The organism is Brevundimonas sp. AAP58 (assembly GCF_001295975.1).
Lineage (GTDB): Bacteria > Pseudomonadota > Alphaproteobacteria > Caulobacterales > Caulobacteraceae > Brevundimonas.
In genome coordinates, this window is the sequence record NZ_LJHU01000095.1 from 1 (window position 1) to 1,241 (window position 1,241).

A 1,241-nucleotide genomic window follows, 5' to 3' on the forward strand; every position below is an offset into this window, starting at 1 on the left:
GGGTACGAACGCCGGTGTTTGGGGTTGCCCCCTCCACCGCTTCGCGGTCCCCCTCCCCCGTTCCGCTGCGCTTCACAGGGGAGGAGACACACATGGCCGCACAACGCGGGAAGGACATCCTGCTGAAGATCGAGCAGGGGGCGGGGACGTATCAAACCGTCGCGGGATTGAGGGCGCGGACGATTTCGCTGAACGCGCGGACGGTGGATGCGACGGATGCGGACTCGGCCGGGCGGTGGCGAGAACTGCTGGGCGGGGCGGGGGTGAAGTCCGCCGCCGTGTCGGGGCAGGGGATATTTCGGGATGCGGCGTCGGATGCGCTGATCCGGGAGGCGTTCTTTGAGCAGGCGGCCAAGACCTGGCGGCTGATCGTGCCGGACTTCGGCACGCTGGAAGGGCCGTTCCTGGTGTCGGCGCTGGAGTACGCCGGCGATCACGAGGGCGAGGCGACGTTTGCGATCAGCCTGGCGAGCGCCGGCGAGATCGGGTTCAGCGCGGGATAGGGCTTAGGGCTTAGGGAGTAGGGAGTAGGGAGTAGGGAGTAGGGAGTAGGGAGGCTGGGCTGTGATGCTGGCGCGCGATGCGAGGTCCGGCCCCTTTTTTGCTCGCGACCCACTCCCTACTCCCTACTCCCTCACCTCATGGAGACAGGTGGATGGGTGCGAATGGCGTGCGCGGCGAGGCCGTGGTTCGGCTGGCGGGAGCGGAGCGGAGGCTGTGTCTGACGCTCGGCGCGCTGGCGGAGATGGAGACGGCGCTGGGCGTGTCGGGCGTCGAGGCGCTGGCGGAGCGGCTGCGGGCGTTGTCGGCGCGGGACCTGGTGGTGGTGCTGGCGGCGCTGCTGCGTGGCGGGGGCGAGGGGGCGTTCGCGGGTGAGCTGGATCGGGCGGCGGTGACGCCGAGGGAGGCGGCTGAGGCGGTGGCGGCGGGGTTCGCGGCGTCCTCCGGTCAAGCCGGAGGATGACGAACTCGATGGCTGAGTGGGGCGCGATGATGCGGGCGGCGGTGGCGATGGGGATTTCGCCCGAGGCCTTCTGGCGGCTGTCGCTGAAGGAATGGCGGATGCTGACGGTGCCTGTGGGGCCGGGGCCGATGGCGCGGCGCGAGCTGGACGAGATGATGAGGGCGTGGCCGGATATCGGTTCTCCCTCCCCCTCGGGGGAGGGTCGCTGAGCGCAGCGAAGCGGGGTGGGGGTGGCAGGGCTGGACGGCGGAGGCGTCGGAGGGTGGCTCGCCTTGCC

3 protein-coding genes are annotated in these 1,241 nt (G+C 70.6%); all 3 read left to right on the forward strand.

Annotated elements, in window-relative coordinates:
• Positions 1-92: 92 nt before the first annotated feature.
• The 3 genes from IP78_RS12010 (at position 93) to IP78_RS12020 (ending at position 1,173) form a co-directional block, all read left to right on the forward strand.
• Positions 93-503, forward strand: coding sequence for a phage major tail protein, TP901-1 family (locus IP78_RS12010; RefSeq protein ID WP_054111918.1), 411 nt, complete (start codon positions 93-95; stop codon positions 501-503).
• A gap of 152 nt (positions 504-655) precedes the next feature.
• Complete coding sequence (locus IP78_RS12015; RefSeq protein ID WP_054111919.1) at positions 656-964, forward strand: GTA-gp10 family protein; 309 nt, start codon at positions 656-658, stop codon at positions 962-964.
• An 8-nt stretch (positions 965-972) separates the two neighbouring features.
• Entirely contained in the window at positions 973-1,173 is a 201-nt protein-coding gene (locus IP78_RS12020) for a phage tail assembly chaperone (RefSeq protein WP_054111920.1), read from the forward strand.
• The last annotated feature ends 68 nt before the right edge of the window (positions 1,174-1,241 follow it).

What these genes read in the sequence shown, in the direction of transcription:
- IP78_RS12010 (WP_054111918.1), top strand. Translation starts at nt 93, where the DNA reads ATGGCCGCACAACGCGGGAAGGACATCCTGCTGAAGATCGAGCAGGGG.
- IP78_RS12015 (WP_054111919.1), top strand. Translation starts at nt 656, where the DNA reads ATGGGTGCGAATGGCGTGCGCGGCGAGGCCGTGGTTCGGCTGGCGGGA.
- IP78_RS12020 (WP_054111920.1), top strand. Translation starts at nt 973, where the DNA reads ATGGCTGAGTGGGGCGCGATGATGCGGGCGGCGGTGGCGATGGGGATT.